The sequence below is a fragment of the Cupriavidus sp. BIS7 genome, assembly GCF_000292345.1.
Classification (GTDB): domain Bacteria; phylum Pseudomonadota; class Gammaproteobacteria; order Burkholderiales; family Burkholderiaceae; genus Cupriavidus.
Map to the genome: position 1 here is coordinate 60,458 of NZ_ALOU01000058.1, position 18,386 is coordinate 78,843.

Annotated in this window: 18 protein-coding genes; 10 read left to right on the forward strand and 8 right to left on the reverse strand. The window is 63.4% G+C overall.

Annotated elements, in window-relative coordinates:
• Window positions 1-31: 31 nt before the first annotated feature.
• Together B552_RS0119460 and cysM are read left to right on the forward strand one after the other, a co-directional pair.
• Complete coding sequence (locus B552_RS0119460; protein WP_019450726.1) at window positions 32-1,357, forward strand: solute carrier family 23 protein; 1,326 nt, start codon at window positions 32-34, stop codon at window positions 1,355-1,357.
• Between the two features lie 111 nt (window positions 1,358-1,468).
• Entirely contained in the window at window positions 1,469-2,371 is a 903-nt protein-coding gene (gene cysM, locus B552_RS0119465; protein WP_019450727.1) for a cysteine synthase CysM, read from the forward strand.
• Window positions 2,372-2,436: 65 nt separating this feature from the next.
• On the opposite strand, the gene mltB is transcribed toward cysM, so the two are convergent.
• Complete coding sequence (mltB, locus tag B552_RS0119470) at window positions 2,437-3,543, reverse strand: lytic murein transglycosylase B (protein WP_019450728.1); 1,107 nt, start codon at window positions 3,541-3,543, stop codon at window positions 2,437-2,439.
• 162 nt (window positions 3,544-3,705) lie between these two features.
• Between mltB and B552_RS0119475 the strand changes: the two genes are divergently transcribed.
• The 7 genes from B552_RS0119475 (at window position 3,706) to B552_RS0119505 (ending at window position 11,101) form a co-directional block, all read left to right on the forward strand.
• Window positions 3,706-4,629, forward strand: a complete 924-nt coding sequence (locus tag B552_RS0119475; RefSeq protein ID WP_019450729.1) for a histone deacetylase family protein — start codon at window positions 3,706-3,708, stop codon at window positions 4,627-4,629.
• 173 nt (window positions 4,630-4,802) lie between these two features.
• Window positions 4,803-5,837 carry a methionine ABC transporter ATP-binding protein gene (locus tag B552_RS0119480; protein ID WP_019450730.1) on the forward strand — a complete coding sequence of 345 codons (1,035 nt, stop codon included), beginning with the start codon at window positions 4,803-4,805 and terminating at the stop codon, window positions 5,835-5,837.
• Entirely contained in the window at window positions 5,827-6,480 is a 654-nt protein-coding gene (locus B552_RS0119485; RefSeq protein ID WP_019450731.1) for a methionine ABC transporter permease, read from the forward strand. The genes B552_RS0119480 and B552_RS0119485 overlap by 11 nt, the downstream gene beginning before the upstream one ends.
• 26 nt (window positions 6,481-6,506) lie before the next feature.
• The gene (locus B552_RS0119490; RefSeq protein ID WP_019450732.1) at window positions 6,507-7,301 is read left to right on the forward strand and encodes a MetQ/NlpA family ABC transporter substrate-binding protein; all 795 of its coding nucleotides are present in this window, start codon (window positions 6,507-6,509) and stop codon (window positions 7,299-7,301) included.
• A 209-nt stretch (window positions 7,302-7,510) separates the two neighbouring features.
• Complete coding sequence (locus tag B552_RS0119495; protein WP_019450733.1) at window positions 7,511-8,260, forward strand: electron transfer flavoprotein subunit beta/FixA family protein; 750 nt, start codon at window positions 7,511-7,513, stop codon at window positions 8,258-8,260.
• An 18-nt stretch (window positions 8,261-8,278) separates the two neighbouring features.
• The gene (locus tag B552_RS0119500) at window positions 8,279-9,214 is read left to right on the forward strand and encodes an FAD-binding protein (protein WP_019450734.1); all 936 of its coding nucleotides are present in this window, start codon (window positions 8,279-8,281) and stop codon (window positions 9,212-9,214) included.
• A gap of 102 nt (window positions 9,215-9,316) precedes the next feature.
• A complete protein-coding gene (locus tag B552_RS0119505; RefSeq protein ID WP_019450735.1) occupies window positions 9,317-11,101 on the forward strand; it encodes an acyl-CoA dehydrogenase in 1,785 nt (594 codons plus the stop codon).
• A gap of 74 nt (window positions 11,102-11,175) precedes the next feature.
• Here the strand turns inward: B552_RS0119505 and B552_RS0119510 are convergent, their stop codons facing one another.
• On the reverse strand, window positions 11,176-12,480 hold the full coding sequence (locus B552_RS0119510; RefSeq protein ID WP_019450736.1) for a D-amino acid dehydrogenase: 1,305 nt from the start codon (window positions 12,478-12,480) through the stop codon (window positions 11,176-11,178).
• Between the two features lie 108 nt (window positions 12,481-12,588).
• Between B552_RS0119510 and B552_RS0119515 the strand changes: the two genes are divergently transcribed.
• Window positions 12,589-13,104: an Lrp/AsnC ligand binding domain-containing protein gene (locus tag B552_RS0119515; protein ID WP_026035831.1), complete on the forward strand. Its 516-nt coding sequence runs from the start codon at window positions 12,589-12,591 to the stop codon at window positions 13,102-13,104.
• A 24-nt stretch (window positions 13,105-13,128) separates the two neighbouring features.
• Here the strand turns inward: B552_RS0119515 and B552_RS0119520 are convergent, their stop codons facing one another.
• From B552_RS0119520 to B552_RS0119545, 6 genes are all read right to left on the reverse strand, one after another.
• A complete protein-coding gene (locus tag B552_RS0119520) occupies window positions 13,129-14,214 on the reverse strand; it encodes a PA0069 family radical SAM protein (RefSeq protein ID WP_019450738.1) in 1,086 nt (361 codons plus the stop codon).
• A gap of 155 nt (window positions 14,215-14,369) precedes the next feature.
• Window positions 14,370-14,603 (reverse strand): hypothetical protein, encoded by a 234-nt coding sequence (locus tag B552_RS0119525; RefSeq protein WP_019450739.1) that lies wholly within the window; start codon window positions 14,601-14,603, stop codon window positions 14,370-14,372.
• A gap of 45 nt (window positions 14,604-14,648) precedes the next feature.
• Window positions 14,649-15,587: a LysR family transcriptional regulator gene (locus B552_RS0119530; protein WP_019450740.1), complete on the reverse strand. Its 939-nt coding sequence runs from the start codon at window positions 15,585-15,587 to the stop codon at window positions 14,649-14,651.
• Window positions 15,588-15,622: 35 nt separating this feature from the next.
• Window positions 15,623-16,123, reverse strand: a complete 501-nt coding sequence (locus tag B552_RS0119535) for a TM2 domain-containing protein (protein WP_026035832.1) — start codon at window positions 16,121-16,123, stop codon at window positions 15,623-15,625.
• 448 nt (window positions 16,124-16,571) lie between these two features.
• The gene (locus B552_RS0119540) at window positions 16,572-16,976 is read right to left on the reverse strand and encodes a hypothetical protein (protein WP_019450742.1); all 405 of its coding nucleotides are present in this window, start codon (window positions 16,974-16,976) and stop codon (window positions 16,572-16,574) included.
• Window positions 16,977-17,183: 207 nt separating this feature from the next.
• Window positions 17,184-18,305, reverse strand: a complete 1,122-nt coding sequence (locus B552_RS0119545; protein WP_019450743.1) for a sorbosone dehydrogenase family protein — start codon at window positions 18,303-18,305, stop codon at window positions 17,184-17,186.
• Window positions 18,306-18,386 lie beyond the last annotated feature (81 nt).

Here is an 18,386-nt window from a genome sequence, read left to right on the forward strand (position 1 = left end):
AGCTGGGCCGCTCTGAAAGGGAGAGAACAATATGGCGAATGGCCCGGAAAACGCGGGGGATGCGGGGTTCCTGCCGAAGTGGCGGCTCAAGACCGAGGGCGTGATCGCCCCTGACGAGCGCCTGCCGGCCGGGCAAACGCTGCTGGCCGGTGTCCAGCACGTGGTGGCGATGTTCGGCTCAACCGCCATCGCGCCGATCCTGATGGGTTTCCATCCCAATATCGCCATTCTTTTCTCGGGCATCGGCACGCTGCTTTTCTTCCTGTGCGTGCGCGGGCGCGTGCCGAGCTATCTCGGATCGAGCTTTGCGTTCATCGCCGTGGTCATCGCCGCCACGGGCTATTCGGGCAGCGGTCCCAATCCCAATATTCCGCTGGCGCTCGGCGGCATCATCGCGGCCGGTGCGGTATATACGGTGATCGGCCTGATCGTGCAGGCCGTCGGCTACGCGTGGGTGGAAAAGCTGATGCCCCCGGTGGTCACCGGTGCGATCGTCGCGGCCATCGGCCTGAACCTGGCGCCGGTGGCGGTCAAGGCTGTCAGCGGCGCGCCGCTCGATACCTGGGTTGGCCTGCTGACCGTGCTGGCCGTAGGCCTGATCGCGGTGCGCGCGCCGGGCATGCTGGGGCGTCTGCCCGTGCTGCTGGGCGGCCTGGCCGGTTACCTGGCCTACTTCGTTGCCACCAATCTGATGGGACTGGGCAAGGCCATCGATTTTTCCGGCGTGGTGGCGGCAAGCTGGTTCGGCATGCCCGAGTTCACGGCGCCTGTTTTCCAGGCCAACGCGATGCTGCTGATAGCGCCTGTCGCCATCGTCCTTGTGGCCGAGAACCTGGGCCATATCAAGGCCATCGGCGTCATGACGGGCCGCAACCTGGACCCGTACATCGGTCGTGCGTTCATCGGTGACGGCGTGGCGACGATGCTCTCCGCGGCTGGTGGCGGCACCGGCGTGACCACTTATGCCGAAAACATGGGCGTGATGGCCGTTACCAGGATCTATTCGACGCTGATCTTCGTGGTGGCGGCCGCGGTGGCCATCCTGCTCGGCTTTTCGCCGAAGTTTGGCGCGCTGATCCTGACAATCCCGGGGCCGGTGATCGGTGGCCTGACCATCGTCGTGTTCGGCCTGATCTCGGCCACGGCAGGCCGCATCTGGGTGCAGAACCACGTTGACTTCTCGAGTTCGCGCAACCTGATTACCGTGGGCGCCACGCTGACCGTGGCGGCCGGTGACCTGACGCTGAAGCTGGGCGGCATGACGCTGGGCGGCATCGGCACCGCCACGTTCGGCGCAATCCTGCTGTATCACCTGCTTGGCAACGGTCGGGAGCAGGAGCAGGGCCTGACCCACTGATCGGGCAAGCCGGGTCCAGGTTGCAGGGCCATCGGGAATGGCCCGGCCGCCGGTGCGGGAAAGGAGGGTGCATTACAATGGCCTGCGAAAAACCGACCATTCCGTACCCCCATGGCTTACAAAACGATTGAAGACACCATCGGCAAGACGCCGCTGGTCAGACTCCAGCGCATTCCCGGTGCCGCGATCGAGGCACGCGGTAATGTGATTCTGGGCAAACTGGAAGGCAACAATCCCGCCGGCTCGGTCAAGGACCGCCCGGCGCTGTCGATGATCCGGCATGCCGAGGCACGTGGCCGGATCAAGCCTGGCGATACGCTGATCGAAGCCACCTCGGGCAATACCGGCATCGCGCTGGCCATGGCCGCAGCCATTCGCGGCTATCGCATGGTCCTGATCATGCCGGAGGACCTGAGCCTGGAGCGCCGTCAGAGCATGGCGGCATACGGTGCCGAGATCATCCTGACGCCGGTCAAGGGCGGCATGGAATACGCGCGGGACCTGGCGGACGCCATGGAGCGCGAAGGCAAGGGCGTGATCCTCGACCAGTTCGCCAACCCGGACAACCCGCTGGCGCACTACGAAACGACCGGCCCGGAAATCTGGCAGGATACGGAGGGCCGCGTGACCCACTTCGTTTCGGCGATGGGTACCACCGGTACGATCACGGGCGTGTCGCGCTACCTGAAGGAGCAGAACCGGGAGATCCAGATCGTTGGCGCGCAACCGGCGGAGGGCTCGCGCATTCCAGGCATCCGCAAATGGCCGGAAGCATATCTGCCGAAAATCTACGATCCGAAGTTCATCGATCGCCAGGAGCCGGTGACGCAGGCCGACGCTGAGCATATGGCACGCCGCATGGCCCGCGAGGAAGGCATCTTCTGCGGAATCTCGGCGGCCGGCGCATTGTGCGTGGCACTGAGGATCGCCGAAGAGGTCGAGAACGCGACGATCGTGTTCGTCGTGTGCGACCGAGGCGATCGCTATCTGTCGACGGGCGTGTTCCCGGCCTGATCAGTCGAGCGACACTCTTGGTTTTCTCCCCTCTCCCACTTGCGGGAGAGGGGAGAAAATCTTCGTCAGCCCATCGCCGCCTTCACCGCCTCCCCAAGCTGATACACGGCCAGCGCGTAGAAGAAGCTGCGGTTGTAGCGCGTCAGCACATAGAAATTGCGCAGGCCGATCATGTATTCGGTCGGCTGGTCTGGCGTGGGCAGATCAACGATCAGCACGCCGGTTTCGCCTTCGCGGGCCACGTCGATCGGCTCATCCACACGCAGTCCGGCACGCGTGAGCTGGTTCAGCGTGCGCGTCGGCCACGGTTCGCCGTCTGCCGCGGCTGCCGCCACGCCGCGGCTGCCGTCGTCATTGGCGATGTTCCAGACCACGGGGCGCCCTTGTTCCCAGCCGTGCAGTTGCAGGAAACGTCCCACGCTGCCGATGGCGTCGGTTGCACTGTTGCGCAGGTCGATATGCCCGTCGCCGTCATAGTCGATTGCATACTCGCGCAGGCTCGTCGGCATGAATTGCGGAATGCCGATTGCGCCGGCATAGGACCCAAGCACCGAAAACACGTCGGTCTTGGTATCGCGGCACCAGATCAGGTAGTCGGCCAGCTGATCGCGAAACAGTTTGGTGCGCGCCTCGCGGTTAGGCGTGTCGGGGTAGTCGAAGGCCAGCGTCGAAAGCGAATCGAGCACACGGAAATTGCCCATGTCGCGCCCGTAGATCGTTTCCACGCCAATGATGCCGACGATGACCGACGCCGGCACGCCGAACTCGGCTTCGGCACGGCGCAGCGTGTCGCGATTCTGCTGCCAGAAGCGTACGCCCGCGTTGATGCGGATCGGCTCGATGAAGCGCGACCGATAGGCGCGCCAACTCTTCTTGCCAGGTGTAGTCGGCGGCATGATCAGGCGCGACACCGTTGCCGAATAGACTGCCTGGCCGAACCATGACTCGAGCACATCGCGCTGGAAGCCGTGGCGGGCCACCATGTCGTCGATGAATGCGCGGGTTTGCGGGTGATTCTGATAGCGGCCCGGTTCGATTTCTTCTTCCCGGACGCTCACGCGGCGTTTGCCTGCGGCCAGAAGTTGCGGAGAAATGCCGCACAGGCCCAATGCGGCAGCGGTGAGTGCGGCGCCGATCAGCGGGCGGCGCAGGGTGCGCTGTTGGTCGGTCATGTTGTCCTTTGCAAGTCGCACCGAGTATAGCGGATGCGATGTTCGCTACGCTCCGCCCGGGCGTGTTCGGGTTCGCTGTGCGCGACAGTCGACAGGCATCGAAACGCGGGCACGTCATGTGCTAACGTAACGTCTGGAGACAAACTTGACCCAGAACGAAAAATGTCAACGGGCTACTACACGCATCCGTCGTTCCTGATGCACGAGATGGGACATTTCCATCCTGAATGCCCGGAACGCCTGCAGGCGATCGAGGACCACCTGATCTCGCACGGGATGGAAGGCCTGCTGGACCGGCGAGAGGCGCCGGCCGCCACCGAGGCACAGATCGAACGCGTGCACCGGCCCGACTACGTGGCCAGTCTGGCGGCGATGAGTCCGGCCAGTGGCTATCACCCGATCGATCCCGATACCTCCATGAACCCCCACACGCTCACAGCCGCGACGCATGCGGCTGGCGCTGCAGTGGCTGCCACGGATGCCGTCATCGCGGGCGAGCTGGAGAATGCGTTCTGCTGCGTGCGCCCGCCCGGGCACCACGCCGAGCCCGATCGCGCCATGGGGTTCTGCTTCTTCAACAACGTGGCGATTGCCGCGCGGCACGCGCTGGCGGCGCATGGACTATCGCGCGTGGCAATTGTCGATTTCGACGTCCACCACGGCAACGGCACCGAGGCGGCCTTCCGGGATGACCCGCAAGTGCTGATGTGCAGCTTCTTCCAGCACCCGTTCTATCCATACAGCGGCACCGAGCATCTGTCGACGAACATGTCGAACATCCCGCTGCCGGCATACACCAACGGCATGGCCGTGCGCGAGGTGGTGGAAACGATCTGGCTGCCGCGCCTGAACGAATTCAAGCCCGAGATGTTGTTCATTTCCGCAGGCTTCGACGCGCACCGGGAGGACGACCTCGGACAGATGGGTCTGGTCGAACAGGACTATGCCTGGATCACCGGGCAACTGGTCGACGTCGCGCGCAAGCACGCCAACGGGCGCATCGTGAGCTGCCTGGAAGGCGGCTACAACCTCAGCGCCCTGGCGCGAAGTGTGTTCGCCCATCTGAAGGTGCTGATGGAAGCTTGATGTGTCGTATGAGGCATTTTAAATCGCTTCTATATGACGCCAGCGCATAAAGCCATCAAAAAAATCTCGTTTGAGGTATGAAGCGGATCGCATAAAATGTGCGCTTCACAAAAATAAAGTGCGGCAACAACGCAGGAGACCCCCGCGATGTTGCCGTTTTCTTTTCACTTTCCATGATTGAACTGCAAGGACTCTCGCAGCGGTTCCCCGGCGGGTCGGGGGAAGTCCATGCGCTGCGGGATGTGTCTCTCTCCATCGCCGCCGGCGAGATCTTCGGCATCATCGGCCGAAGCGGCGCCGGCAAAAGCACGCTGGTGCGTGCCATCAACCTGCTGAATCGGCCTACCAGCGGCCGCGTGATTGTCGACGGTCAGGACCTGACCGCGCTCGGCAACGGCGCGCTGCGCGAGGCGCGCCGCGAGATCGGCATGATCTTCCAGCACTTCAACCTGCTGTCGTCTCGCACGGTTTATGACAACGTGGCGCTGCCGCTGGAACTGGCCGGCAAGTCGAAGCAGGAGATTGCCTCGACAGTGGAGCCTCTGCTCGAACTGGTGGGCCTGTCCAAGCTGAGTGACCGCTATCCAGCGCAGATCAGCGGTGGGCAGAAGCAGCGCGTGGGCATTGCGCGCGCGCTGGCCAGCAAGCCGAAGGTGCTGCTGTCGGACGAAGCGACGTCCGCGCTGGACCCGGAGACCACGCGTTCCATCCTGGATCTGCTCAAGCAGATCAACAAGGAACTGGGGCTGACCATCGTGATGATCACGCACCAGATGGAAGTGATCAAACAGGTCTGTGACCGCGTGGCCGTGCTCGAAGCCGGGCAGGTGGTGGAAACCGGCCGCGTGATCGACGTGTTCCTGCGCCCGCAGCATGAAGTCACACGCGCGATGATCGGCGACGTCATCGCCCAGGAACTGCCGGTGAGCGTGCTCAAGCGCGTGGAAAGCCGCCTTGGCAACGGGCGCGATCACGTCTATCGCCTCGCATTCACGGGCGAGAACGTCGATCGGCCGGTGCTGGCCCAGGCAATCCGCCAGCACGGGCTCGACTTCAACATCCTGCATGGCCATATCGACGAGATCCAGGGCCAGGCGTTTGGCTCGCTGGCGATCATGGCCACGGGCGACCTGGCCGACGTGCGCGCGGCCATGGATTACCTGCAGACGCAGGGCGTAGTTGTGGAGGAGATCGAACATGTGGTCTGAAATGTTTGACCTGTTCCTGTCGTCGTTCGGCGAAACGCTGCTGATGGTGGCGATCTCCGGCGTGGTCGGTTCGCTGCTCGGCGTGCCGCTGGGCGTGCTGCTGCACCTGACCAACCGCGGCGGCGTGCTGTCGCACCCGCTGTTCAACCGCACGATCGGCGTGGTTGTGAATGCCGTGCGTTCGATCCCGTTCATCATCCTGTTGGTGGTGGTGATTCCGTTCACGCGCTTTATCGTCGGATCTTCAATCGGGACGACGGCAGCCATCGTGCCGCTGACGATCGCCGCAATTCCATTTATCGCGCGCCTGGTGGAATCCGCGCTGCGCGAGGTCGACAAGGGGCTCGTGGAAGCTGCGCAGTCGATGGGCGCCACCACGGGGCAGATCGTCTGGAAGGTACTGCTGCCTGAAGCGATGCCGGGCATCGTGGCCGGCCTGACCATTACGTTCGTGAGCCTGGTTGGCTATTCGGCGATGGCCGGAGCGATTGGCGGCGGCGGCCTGGGTGACCTCGGCATCCGCTATGGCTACCAGCGCTACATCACCGAAATCATGGTGGCCGTGGTGGTGATCCTGATTGTCTTCGTGCAGGCCGTGCAGAGCTTTGGAGACTGGCTCGTACGTCGCATCAGCCACCGATAGATTTCTTGGGAAGAAGGGGTACAAAAATGCAACGTCGTAACGTGCTGAAGGGCGCCATCGTCGCGCTGGGTGTGGTGGTATCGGCTGGCGCATTTGCGCAGGAGAAGCCGATCAAGGTTGGTGTGACGGGCGGCCCGCACGCGCAGATCATGGAGCAGGTGAAGAAGGTGGCGGCCAAGGATGGCCTGAACATCCAGGTGGTGGAGTTCAGCGACTACATCCAGCCGAATGCCGCGCTGGCCGCCGGTGACCTGGATGCCAACAGCTACCAGCACCTGCCGTACCTCGAAGCCCAGATCAAGGATCGTGGCTACAAGTTCACGAACGTGGCATTCACGGTGACGTTCCCGATGGGCATCTATTCGAAGAAGATCAAGTCGCTCGATCAGATCAAGCAGGGCGCCCGCGTTGGCGTGCCAAACGATCCGACCAACGGCGGCCGCGGCCTGCTGCTGCTGCAGAGCAAGGGCCTGATCAAGCTGCGTCCGGACGCCGGCCTGAAGGCGACGCCGCTCGACATCGTCGAGAATCCGAAGAAGATCAAGATCGTGGAACTCGACGCCGCCCAACTGCCGCGCTCGCTCGACGACCTGGACGCCGCCGCGATCAACGGCAACTACGCGGAGTCGGCCGGCCTGTCGCCCACGCGTGACGCGATCGCCATGGAAGGTCCGAAGGGTCCGTACGCCAACCTGATCGCAATCCGCGAGGCCGACAAGAACAAGCCGTGGGTGGCCAAGCTCGTGAAGGCTTACCACTCGCCGGAGATCAAGCAGTACATCCAGGCCACGTTCAAGGATTCCGTGATCACCGCCTGGTGATCTTTTCGGGACTTTCGTAAAAAACCCTGTGCGCGCAGGGCATCCTGCGGCACAATCGCTGCAAAATTTTTGGATTGCCGGCTATGCCCGGCAATTCTTTGTCTATAAAATAGTACGATCGTTCGAAAATCAGTACCGTCGCCAACCCGGTGGTTATAATGGCGAGCGAATCAAAACTTTGGACTATCAGCTATCAGTGGAGTGAGCGCATGAAAGTACTCGTCGCAGTCAAGCGGGTGGTGGACTACAACGTCAAAGTCCGCGTGAAGTCGGATGGCACGGGCGTCGACCTGGCCAACGTGAAAATGAGCATGAACCCGTTCGACGAAATCGCCGTGGAAGAGGCCGTTCGTCTGAAGGAAGCCGGCGTCGTCACCGAGGTCGTTGCCGTGTCGTGCGGTGTGGCCCAGTGCCAGGAAACCCTGCGTACCGCGATGGCCATCGGCGCCGACCGCGGCATCCTGGTGGAATCCGCCGAAGACCTGCAGCCGCTGGCCGTGGCCAAGCTGCTGAAGGCCCTGATCGACAAGGAGCAGCCGAGCCTGGTGATCCTGGGCAAGCAGGCGATCGACGATGACTCGAACCAGACCGGCCAGATGGTGGCCGCGCTGGCCGGCCTGCCGCAAGCTACGTTCGCCTCGAAGGTGGTGGTGGCCGATGGCCGCGCATCGGTGACCCGTGAAGTCGATGGCGGTCTGGAAACCGTGTCGGTCAAGCTGCCGGCCGTGGTGACCACCGACCTGCGCCTGAACGAGCCGCGCTACGTGACGCTGCCGAACATCATGAAGGCCAAGAAGAAGCCGCTGGATACCGTCAAGCCGGAAGATCTCGGCGTTGACGTGAAGCCGCGCCTGTCGACCGTCAAGGTCGTCGAGCCCGCGAAGCGCAGTGCTGGCGTGATGGTCCCGGATGTGGCCACGCTGGTGCAAAAGCTGAAGACGGAAGCCAAGGTTATCTGAGCGCGGGGGAGATAGAACATGACTGCACTCGTCATTGCTGAACACGACAATCAATCGATCAAGGCCGCCACGCTGAACGCCGTGACGGCAGCCGCCCAATGCGGCGGTGATGTCCACGTGCTGGTGGCCGGCTCGAACGCCAAGGCCGCCGCCGATGCCGCCGCGAAGATCGCCGGCGTTTCGAAGGTCCTGCTGGCCGACGCACCCTACTTCGGTGACGGCCTGGCCGAAAACGTCGGCGAGCAGATCCTGGCCATCGCCAGCGACTACTCGCACATCCTGGCTCCGGCTACCGCCTCCGGCAAGAACATCCTGCCGCGCGTTGCCGCCAAGCTGGACGTGGCCCAACTGTCGGATATCACCAAGGTCGATTCGCCCGATACGTTCGAGCGCCCGATCTACGCTGGCAACGCCATCGCCATCGTGAAGTCGTCGGACAAGATCAAGGTCATCACCGTGCGCGGTACCGGCTTTGACGCTGCCGCTGCTGAGGGTGGCTCGGCTTCCGTGGACACGATCCCGGCCGTGGCCGACGCGGGCATCTCGCAGTTCGTGTCGCGTGAAGTGACCAAGAGCGACCGTCCGGAACTGACCGCCGCCAAGATCATCGTGTCGGGTGGCCGTGGCGTGGGCTCGGGCGAGAACTACACTAAGGTGCTGACTCCGCTGGCCGACAAGCTCGGCGCCGCGCTGGGCGCATCGCGTGCCGCCGTGGACGCCGGCTTCGTGCCGAACGACTACCAGGTGGGCCAGACCGGCAAGATCGTCGCGCCGCAGCTTTACATTGCGGTCGGTATCTCGGGCGCGATCCAGCATCTGGCCGGTATGAAGGACTCCAAGGTGATCGTCGCGATCAACAAGGACGCGGAAGCCCCGATCTTCTCGGTGGCGGACTACGGCCTGGTTGGCGACCTGAACACCGTGGTGCCGGAACTGGTTGCTGCGCTGGGCTGATCGGTACCTGACCGGCGGCTGAGCCGGCCGGTCGAACCAGAAGAATGAAGCCGTTCCGGGTACAGCCCGGAGCGGCTTTTTCACGGATGTAGGAGACAAGCTATGACTTATCGCGCACCGCTCAAGGACATGCAGTTCGTCATGAACGAACTGGCCGGCATGGAGAGCATCAGCCAGTTGCCTGGCTACGAGGAAGCCACGCCGGATACGGCACAAGCCGTGCTGGAAGAGGCCGCAAAATTCAACGAACAGGTTGTGGCGCCGCTGAACCGCGACGGCGACCTGAACCCGAGCGCCTGGAAGGACGGCGTGGTCACCACGACGCCTGGCTTCCGCGATGCATTCCGCCAGTTTGGCGAAGGCGGCTGGCAGGGCGTGCTGCACCCGGTAGATTTCGGCGGCCAAGGCCTGCCCAAGGTGATTTCGGCAGCCTGCAACGAGATGCTGAACTCGGCGAACCTGTCGTTCGCACTGTGCCCGCTGCTGACCGACGGCGCGATCGAAGCGCTGCTCACCGCCGGCACCGACGAGCAGAAGGAAACCTTCCTGCCCAAGCTGATCTCGGGCGAGTGGACTGGCACGATGAACCTGACCGAGCCGCAGGCCGGTTCGGATCTGGCTGCGGTGCGCACGCGCGCCGAGCCGCAGGGCGACGGCACGTACAAGGTGTTCGGCACCAAGATCTTCATCACGTACGGCGAACACGACATGGCGGACAACATTGTCCACCTCGTGCTGGCGCGTACCCCCAACGCACCGGAAGGCGTGAAGGGCATCTCGCTGTTCATCGTGCCGAAGTTCCTGGTCAACGCTGACGGATCGCTCGGCGACCGCAACGACGTGCACTGCGTGTCGATCGAGCACAAGCTCGGCATCAAGGCCAGCCCGACCGCGGTGCTGCAGTTCGGCGATCACGGCGGCGCCATTGGCACGCTGGTTGGCGAGGAAAATCGCGGCCTCGAGTACATGTTCATCATGATGAACTCGGCCCGCTTCTCGGTGGGCATGCAGGGCATCGCCGTGTCCGAGCGCGCTTACCAGCAGGCCGTGGCCTACGCAAAGGACCGTGTGCAGAGCCGCCCGGTAGATGGTTCGGCGCGCGAAGCCGTGACGATCATCCACCATCCGGACGTCAAGCGCATGCTGATGACGATGCGCTCGCTGATCGAAGGCGCACGCTCGGTGGCCTATGTGGCCGCTGCCGCCAGCGACATCGCGCACCAGCACCCGGACGAAGCCGTGCGCCGCCAGAACATGGCGCTGTACGAATTCCTGGTGCCGGTGGTGAAGGGCTGGAGCACCGAGCTGTCGATCGACGTGACCAGCCTGGGCGTGCAGGTGCACGGCGGCATGGGCTTTATCGAGGAAACCGGCGCCGCGCAGCACTACCGTGACGCGCGCATCCTGCCGATCTACGAAGGCACGACCGCCATCCAGGCGAACGACCTCGTCGGCCGCAAGACCGTGCGCGATGGCGGCGCCGTGGCACGTGCAATCTGCGCGCAGATCGCCGAAACGGAAGCTGCGCTTGGCAAGCATGGCGGCGCCGCGTTCACGGCGGTCCAGGCTCAGTTGAAGCAGGGCCGCGAAGCGCTGGAAGCCGTGGTTAAGTTTGTCGTCGACAACACCAAGGCCGATCCGAATGCCGTGTTCGCCGGCAGCGTGCCGTACCTGAAGCTGTGCGGCATCGTGTTCTCGGGCTGGCAGCTCGGCCGTTCAATGCTGGCTGCCGATGCCAAGCGTGCGGAAGACCCGGCGTTCTACGACGCCAAGGTCGCTACCGCGCATTTCTTCGGCCAGCACATCCTGTCGCAGGCTTCGTCGCTGCGCGCAGCGATCGTTGAAGGTGGGGCGCCGGTCAATGCGCTGAACGCCGATCAGTTCTGATCCGCCGGCCTGAAGCAATGAAAATGGGCGACCCCTAGGGGTCGCCCATTTTTTTGCCTGGTGGCGCTGAGGTATCAGGCCGGCAGCGGACGCGGCACGTGGTGCGTGCGCGGTTGCTTGCGATAGCGGTCGACGGAGAGATCGTCGGCGCGGATCGCCGGGCGCGTGCCCGAGACGAGGTCCGACAGCAACTGGCCAGAGCCGCATGCCATCGTCCAGCCCAGCGTGCCATGGCCGGTGTTGAGCCACAGGCCGCGAATACCGGCCGGCCCGACTACCGGCGTGCCATCTGGCGTCATCGGACGCAGACCGGTCCAGAACGTCGCGCGGCTAACGTCGCCGGCGCCCGGGAAGAGGTCGGTTACCACATGCTCTAGCGTGCGGCGCTTGTTCGCATCCAGCGAGCGGTCGTAGCCAACGATCTGCGCCATGCCGCCCACGCGGATGCGGTCGTCGAAGCGCGTGATCGCCACCTTGTAGGTTTCGTCGAGCACGGTCGATACCGGGCTCTTCGATGCGTCGGTGAGCGTCACCGTGATCGAGAATCCCTTGAGCGGATAGACGGGCAGGTTCGACAAGCCCGGCAGCACGTGCTTCACGAACGGTGTGGACCAGCTACCAAGCGCGACGACTACGGCATCGGCCATCATCGGCTGGCCCTCGACGATTGCACCGGTCACGGCGTCGCCCTGCGTCAGCAGGCCGTCGATGGAACGGTTGTAGTGGAACTGCACGCCGATCGATTCAGCCATCGCTGCCAGCCGTTCGGTAAACAGCTGGCAGTCGCCGGTTTCATCGTTCGGCAGGCGCAACCCACCGGCCAGCTTGTGGCCGACGGCGGCGAGCGCCGGTTCGCTCGCGGCGAGTTCATCGCGCGAAAGCAGTTCGTACGGCACGCCCGCTTCCTTGAGCACTGCGATGTCGCGCGACGCGGCTTCGAGCTGCGCGTCGGTACGGAACACCTGGAGCGTGCCTTGCTGGCGGCCTTCATAGTTGATGCCGGTTTCCGCGCGCAGCGCGCGGATGCAGTCGCGGCTGTACTCGGCCAGACGGACCATGCGTTCCTTGTTGACTGCATAGCGGTCGGCCGTGCAGTTCTGCAGCATTTGCCACATCCACTGGAGCTGGAACAGCGTGCCGTCGGGTTTGATCGTCAGCGGCGCGTGCTCCTGGAACATCCACTTGATGGCCTTGAGCGGAACACCAGGCGCCGCCCATGGCGACGCGTAGCCCGGCGAAATCTGGCCGGCGTTGGCAAAGCTGGTGCCAAGAGCCGGGCCGCCTTCGCGGTCGACCACGATGACTTCGTGACCGGCCCGCGCCAGATACCAGGCGCTGGTAACGCCAATCACGCCACTGCCAAGAACTAGAACGCGCATTTTGGGGGCTCTCAACTGCAATATGGTGGTGTGGAAGAATTCGCTTCTATACTATTGACTTCAAAGCAGTCATAGTTACCGAATTTCGTCGGGAAACAGGAAAAAATCATGAGAACGAGTCGTCAGCCGGTGCGCTCGCTCGATCGGCTGGATCGGAAGATCCTTGGGGTCCTGCAGGCGGACGGACGGATATCGATGAAGGACCTGGCGGAGACCGTCGGCCTCACGATTACGCCGTGCATCGAGCGCGTGAAAAGGCTCGAACGGGACGGGGTCATCATGGGCTACTTCGCCCGGTTGAATCCGGCGCTGCTTGGCAGCGCGCTGCTGGTGTTCGTGGAGATTTCGCTCGGCAACAAGTCGGGCAACATGTTCGAACAGTTCCGGCGCGAGGTGCTGCGGATTCCCGAGGTGCTCGAATGCCATCTGGTCTCGGGCGACTTCGATTACCTGATCAAGGCACGCATTCGCGAGATCGGCGAGTATCGCCGGCTGCTCGGCGACATCCTGCTGCAGCTGCCGGGCGCCGCGCAGTCCAAAAGCTACGTCGTGATGGAGGAGATCAAGGAGACGCTGGCGATTGCCGTGGACGAGAAGGAGCGTGGTCCGGCGGGCGCGGCCTGAGCGCAGCAGGCCAGGTTCGTGTACTCAGAACAGGCTGCCCTGCGGCCCGTCATCCGCCGGCACCTGAAACAGATCCGTGCGAAGCGCGTGACGCTCCTGGTTCAATCCAAGCCTCCTGCAAGCCAGATCGAATCGCTTCCGCACAAGCTCAGCGAAAATCCCCGTGCCGCGCATGCGCCGCGTGAATTCGGCATCGTTATGCTTCCCGTCACGCATGTCCTCGATGATGCTCAGTACATGCTGCTTTCGCCCAGGGAAGTGTTCACCAAGCCATTCGACGAAGATGTCGTGCACCTCCAGCGGCAGGCGCAGCATGACGAACCCGGCAGATGTTGCGCCAGCTTCACGGCAGGCCTTGAGGATGTTCTCAAGGTCATACTCGTTCAGGGCGGGAATGACCGGGGCAACTAGTACCCCCGCAGGCACGCCTGCCTCGGCAAGCATCCTGATGGCTTCAATCCGCCGCATCGGCGTACTGGCGCGCGGTTCCATCTTTCGGGCGAGATCGGCGTCAAGCGTCGTGACCGAGACAAACACGCGAGCCAGGCCCTTCACCGCCATTCGGGCGAGGATATCGATGTCACGTGTCACCAGGAACGACTTGGTTGTGATCGCCACCGGATGGTTGAACCGCTCCAGCACTTCCAGGATCTCGCGCGTGAGCTGGAACTTCCTTTCGATCGGCTGGTACGGGTCGGTGTTGGTGCCAAGTGCAATGACGCTGGGCTTGTACGTCTTTCTGCGAAGCTCGCGCTCAAGCAGTTCCGCGGCATTCGGCTTGGCAAACAGCTTGGTTTCGAAGTCGAGCCCAGGCGACAGGCCCAGATACGCATGGGTCGGGCGCGCGAAACAGTATGAGCACCCGTGCTCGCAGCCTCGATAGGCATTGATCGACTGGTCGAACGGGACGTCGGGGGATTGATTGCGCGAAATGATCGACTTCGCGGGCTCTATCGCTACCGTGGTTTTCGGTGGGGATTGCTCGCCGTGCAGCGCTTCCAGATCGGTCAGGATGGCCGCATCCGCCTCCCGGGACAGGCTGTCAAAACGCGACTCTGCGTTGGACAGTGCGCCTCTTCCCTTGCGGAATCCATCTGTTAATGAAGCCATGGGGAGCCTCCCGCCTGCTCAAGTACTAATACTGTATAAATATACAGTATCTTGGGCATGATAGTGGGGCCTTGAAGGGAAGTGCGCCTGCCGTGCCGGAATCTCATGCCGGCGCATTTCCCTGAATGTGCCGGGGCCGCATTGCCCCGGTATTGCTACAGATGCTTCGAACCCGACAGGCTGCTGCTCCGTCCCCCGCCGAGACCGAAGGGCCGACCGCGCAAGGCAGCCGGCAGGCAAGGTTCGTTTTTCTGGGCCATGGCGTCGTCGATCATGTGGCAGGCCAGTTCCAGTGCCGCTTTTGCATTGGCTGGCGGCAGGCCAGACGACATGGCCAGCCGTACAGCGATCGCCGCGAGGCGTCCTTCCTCATAACTTGGATGCTCCATCTGGTCCCCCTTTGCCGCGCCGGGAGCGTGGCGCTGCGTGTCAATCTAAACAGTATGGGCGATACGCGGAGGAGGGGGCGAATCGTCGCGATCCCAGTAGGGTGGCGAGCCGAACCTGTTGGCGAAGAAGTCGACAAAGGCGCGCGTCTTGGCGGGCACCAGATGGCGGCTGGGGTACACGGCCCAGATCGAGACCGCCGGCAGGACCGGATATTCGTCGAGCACCGTTACCAGTTCCCCGCGGCGCAAATGCACCGCGACATCCCAGGTCGACTTCAGCGCGATACCCATGCCTGCGAGAATTGCATCGCGAATCACCTCGCCGTTGTCGACGCGCAGGTTGCCGCGCACGCTCACCGAGGTTTCGCCCACGGGGGTGTCAAAGCGCCAGGTCGACTGATCGCCAAGAACCAGGCAGTTGTGCTTGCGCAAGTCTTCCGGGTGGCGCGGCACGCCGTGGCGGGCAAAGTAGGCCGGCGATGCGCAGATAACGCGATGACTTGGGGCGAGCGGCCGCGCCACGAGCGTGGAGTCAGGCAGGGCGCCCATGCGCAGCGCGACGTCGATGCCGCTATCGACAAGACTGACAATCTGATCGGTAAGGCGCAGGTCCAGCATCAGGCCGGGGTAAGCGGCCAGGAATGCGGGAATCGCGGGGGACACATGCTGACGGCCAAACGATGCCGGCGCAGCGACGCGAAGCGCGCCGTGTGGTGCTTCCGCGCCTCGGCCAACCGACTGCGCGGCAAGTTCCGATGTGGCCAGCAACTGCTCTGCATGCTCAAGGAAACGCTCGCCGTCGCTGGTGAGGGAAAGACGGCGCGTGGTACGGTGCAGCAGCCGCGTGCCGAGTTGATCCTCAAGCCTCTGGAGGCGGGCGCTGGCGGTGGAGGTCGACAACGCAAGATCGCGCGCCGCCGCCGAAAGGTTGCCGAGCGCCGCCGCGCGCACGAATACCGCGATATCGATCAGATCGAAGTGCATCGCCGTGGCACGAGGCGCGATTCGCAGTGTGCCCTTTATTCCTGCGAGAGTGCCTTCGCGGCTTCCACCTGCGATTCGAAGAATGTCTGGAAGCTGATCGCAAGTCCGGCCATCAGCAGGCCCGTGCCGATCATCAGCGAAAGGATGATCAGGATCACCACGGGCCAGCCCGAGCGCGTGGGTGCGCCGTGCGGGTTATAGCGCTCGTCCCATTTCTCGTCGGGACGCAGGCCGAACACGATGGCCGTCAGGAAGGCACTTGTCAGCGAAATACCGCCGGCAACGGCGAATACCCAGTTCAGGGCCGTGTTGCCGACTCCGATCATCAGCGACGCGATGCCGATGGCACCAGCCACGGTACCGATCAGATGGGCCCAGCCAAACTTGTCGCCAAGCCCCTTCAGATAGAAACGATGCGCGCCCAGGCTGCCGAACAGGAAGGCCAGTGCAACGGTGACCAGTTTGGATTTGCCGCGCGTGTCGGGCGTCTTGCGGGCTTCAGTGGCGATGGCGGGGGCTTGGCTGGCAGCAGACATCGTATGGAATTGGTGGCGGGTGGCGGGCAATCGGTCGCACATTGTACGCCCGCGCCCGGACGATTTTGCTGTCGTCGGGATGACCAGATGGCAGCAACAACGTTCGAGGCCAGATCGGAAATATGCTTTTCGCTGTACAGCACGACAGTGTGCAGCAGCATGTAGCTACGAAGGCGATAAACGACCCGGATGACGGCCCGGAAGCCGTGTCAGGTCGTCAATAAGGGAGGCATGATGAATGGAGGCTGCGCCCGACCGTGGAGGCAATGCAGTGGGTGCCGGACAGAGGCAGGTCAGGTCGATTGCCGTCTGCGCAACGACGGCACACTGTACGTCCCCGGACAGCGCCGGGCGGCAGCCTGTGCGGCGCTAGTTCGCGCGCACGAATGTAGAGACAAAGAAAAACGGCCGGAAGTTCCGGCCGTTCGGTTGGTGCTTGTTGACAGGTCTAGCGGCCGCCTTCGCGCCCACGTGCCTGCCAGCCGGGGCCGCCGTTGCCTTGCCGCGCTTCATTGCCACGCATTGTGGCCTCCCCGGGGGTGTTGCGGTCCCCTCCAGGATGATGTGCACGTTCGTCTTCACGCCCGCCAGCGGTCGGTGGACGCCCGCTCAGGCGGTCATCGTTGCGAGCGCGCGCCTCCATGCGGTCGATCTGCGCCTGCACATGGTCACGATTCTCGGCGCGTACACTCGCCATTTCCCAGCCGCCAAAACGCCCCGCACGCACCGGGTGATCGGTGTGGTTGTGCTGCCAGAAGGCGACTTGCGCGTGGCCGGTGGCAATACTGCCAACAAGGCCGATGACGGCCACGGTACCAGCCACCAGAAGGCGCAGGCGGGGGCGGGTAAGCATGCGGAATCCCAAGATCCTGTAGCAGAGATAAGTCAGGAGTTGGGTTCATGGTACGCAGGGGCCGTGTGACCGCCTATGCCAATCCCGTTACCGGTGTAACGGATTGTTTCGTCATTTTTGACAGCTTTGGAGCGTCTGTCGCAACTCCGCCGCAACGCCGCGCCAGGCCTGCCTTGGCGGGGTTGGGGCGGGATTTCCAGCGATGCTTCAAGGCGCGTACCGGATGCGGTAGATCGTATTGGCCATGTCGTCGCTGACCAACAGCGAACCGTCGGGGGCGACCTGCACATCGACCGGTCGGCCCCAGGCCTTGCCATTCTGCAGCCAGCCTTCGGCAAAGATCTCCTGGTGCAGCACATGCCCGGCGTCATCGAGCACAACCCGCGCGATCCGGTAGCCGATGGGCACCGAGCGGTTCCAGCTGCCATGCTCGGCGATGAAGATGTTGTTCTTCCGATATTCGGGCGGAAATTGTTTGCCGGTGTAGAAGCGCATGCCAAGCGCCGCGACATGCGGTCCGAGCTTGGCAACGGGAGGTACAAATGCCGAGCACGGGCGTTGCTTTCCGAACTCGGGATCGGGGACCGTGCCAGCGTGGCAATAGGGGTAGCCGAAGTGCTCGCCCTGACGTGTCAGCCGATTGAGTTCATCGTCGGGCTGATCGTCGCCAAGCCAGTCGCGCCCGTTGTCGGTGAACCAGAGTTCATGCGTGACCGGATTCCAGTCGAAGCCAACCGAGTTGCGCACGCCTTTGGCCACCACCTGCAGATCGGAGCCATCCGGCTTCATCTTCATGATGTTTGCGTAGCGGTTTTCGTCTTGCGCGCAGATGTTGCATGGCGCACCCACCGGAACATATAGATAGCCATCCGGACCGAAGGCGATGAATTTCCAGCCGTGATGCGTTTCGGTTGGAAACTTGTCACTGACCGTGACGGGGCGTGGCGGATTGTCGAGCCGGGCCTCGATGTCATCGAGGCGCACGATGCGTGAGGTCGACGATGCGTACAATGCGCCGTCGCGGAAGGCGACGCCAACCGGCATGGTGAGTCCCGACGCAATCACGCGCGTCTTCGGATGCGGTTCAAGCGGCGCCGTCAGCGCATACACCTTGCCTTCGCCGCGGCTGCCCACGAACAGCGTGCCGCTCGGGGAAAACGTCATGCCGCGCGCGCCCGGCACGTCGTCGCTGAGTACTTCTATCCTGAACCCCGGCGGCAGCCGGATCTGGTCGATCGGTGGGGCGGCCAGTGCAGCGGTTGCGGACCACGTGGCGCCAAACAGGGCCACGATGCTGGTGAATCTTGTGATGTGCTGATTCAGGCGCATGACTTGTCTCCGGTTCGCGGTTTTTGCCACGCTGCGCCCCAGGCCATGTTGCGTCAACATCGCTCCGGACGCGCCACTTGC

What these genes read in the sequence shown, in the direction of transcription:
- B552_RS0119460 (WP_019450726.1), top strand. Translation starts at nt 32, where the DNA reads ATGGCGAATGGCCCGGAAAACGCGGGGGATGCGGGGTTCCTGCCGAAG.
- cysM (WP_019450727.1), top strand. Translation starts at nt 1,469, where the DNA reads ATGGCTTACAAAACGATTGAAGACACCATCGGCAAGACGCCGCTGGTC.
- mltB (WP_019450728.1), bottom strand. Translation starts at nt 3,543, where the DNA reads ATGACCGACCAACAGCGCACCCTGCGCCGCCCGCTGATCGGCGCCGCA.
- B552_RS0119475 (WP_019450729.1), top strand. Translation starts at nt 3,706, where the DNA reads ATGTCAACGGGCTACTACACGCATCCGTCGTTCCTGATGCACGAGATG.
- B552_RS0119480 (WP_019450730.1), top strand. Translation starts at nt 4,803, where the DNA reads ATGATTGAACTGCAAGGACTCTCGCAGCGGTTCCCCGGCGGGTCGGGG.
- B552_RS0119485 (WP_019450731.1), top strand. Translation starts at nt 5,827, where the DNA reads ATGTGGTCTGAAATGTTTGACCTGTTCCTGTCGTCGTTCGGCGAAACG.
- B552_RS0119490 (WP_019450732.1), top strand. Translation starts at nt 6,507, where the DNA reads ATGCAACGTCGTAACGTGCTGAAGGGCGCCATCGTCGCGCTGGGTGTG.
- B552_RS0119495 (WP_019450733.1), top strand. Translation starts at nt 7,511, where the DNA reads ATGAAAGTACTCGTCGCAGTCAAGCGGGTGGTGGACTACAACGTCAAA.
- B552_RS0119500 (WP_019450734.1), top strand. Translation starts at nt 8,279, where the DNA reads ATGACTGCACTCGTCATTGCTGAACACGACAATCAATCGATCAAGGCC.
- B552_RS0119505 (WP_019450735.1), top strand. Translation starts at nt 9,317, where the DNA reads ATGACTTATCGCGCACCGCTCAAGGACATGCAGTTCGTCATGAACGAA.
- B552_RS0119510 (WP_019450736.1), bottom strand. Translation starts at nt 12,480, where the DNA reads ATGCGCGTTCTAGTTCTTGGCAGTGGCGTGATTGGCGTTACCAGCGCC.
- B552_RS0119515 (WP_026035831.1), top strand. Translation starts at nt 12,589, where the DNA reads ATGAGAACGAGTCGTCAGCCGGTGCGCTCGCTCGATCGGCTGGATCGG.
- B552_RS0119520 (WP_019450738.1), bottom strand. Translation starts at nt 14,214, where the DNA reads ATGGCTTCATTAACAGATGGATTCCGCAAGGGAAGAGGCGCACTGTCC.
- B552_RS0119525 (WP_019450739.1), bottom strand. Translation starts at nt 14,603, where the DNA reads ATGGAGCATCCAAGTTATGAGGAAGGACGCCTCGCGGCGATCGCTGTA.
- B552_RS0119530 (WP_019450740.1), bottom strand. Translation starts at nt 15,587, where the DNA reads ATGCACTTCGATCTGATCGATATCGCGGTATTCGTGCGCGCGGCGGCG.
- B552_RS0119535 (WP_026035832.1), bottom strand. Translation starts at nt 16,123, where the DNA reads ATGTCTGCTGCCAGCCAAGCCCCCGCCATCGCCACTGAAGCCCGCAAG.
- B552_RS0119540 (WP_019450742.1), bottom strand. Translation starts at nt 16,976, where the DNA reads ATGCTTACCCGCCCCCGCCTGCGCCTTCTGGTGGCTGGTACCGTGGCC.
- B552_RS0119545 (WP_019450743.1), bottom strand. Translation starts at nt 18,305, where the DNA reads ATGCGCCTGAATCAGCACATCACAAGATTCACCAGCATCGTGGCCCTG.